Raw genomic sequence first — 310 nt, forward strand, 5'->3', positions numbered from 1 at the left:
GCCGTCCCGATCGAGGACGCCGCCGAGCGCGCCTACGGCGAACTCGACGCCACCGGTTACGGCTACGGCCCCGCCTTCCGCGGCCTGCGTGCCGTATGGACCCAGGGTTCAGACGTGTACGCGGAGGTCACGCTCCCCGAGGAAGCGGGCAAGCCCGACGGCTACGGCCTCCACCCCGCCCTCCTCGACGCCTGCTTCCACGCCGGAGCAATCCGCACCGACCAACCCGACCACGAACGCCACCTCGTCCTCCCCTTCGCCTGGAACGACGTCCACCTCTACGCCGGCGCAGCCACCACCCTCCGCGTCC

Annotated in this window: 1 protein-coding gene; it reads left to right on the forward strand. The window is 71.9% G+C overall.

Annotation, left to right across the window (positions count from 1 at the left end):
* Positions 1 to 310 (forward strand): polyketide synthase dehydratase domain-containing protein (locus ADK36_RS15850; RefSeq protein WP_159391160.1); only part of this gene is annotated, 310 nt, incomplete at both ends.

The sequence above is a fragment of the Streptomyces viridochromogenes genome (assembly GCF_001270495.1).
GTDB lineage: Bacteria > Actinomycetota > Actinomycetes > Streptomycetales > Streptomycetaceae > Streptomyces > Streptomyces viridochromogenes_A.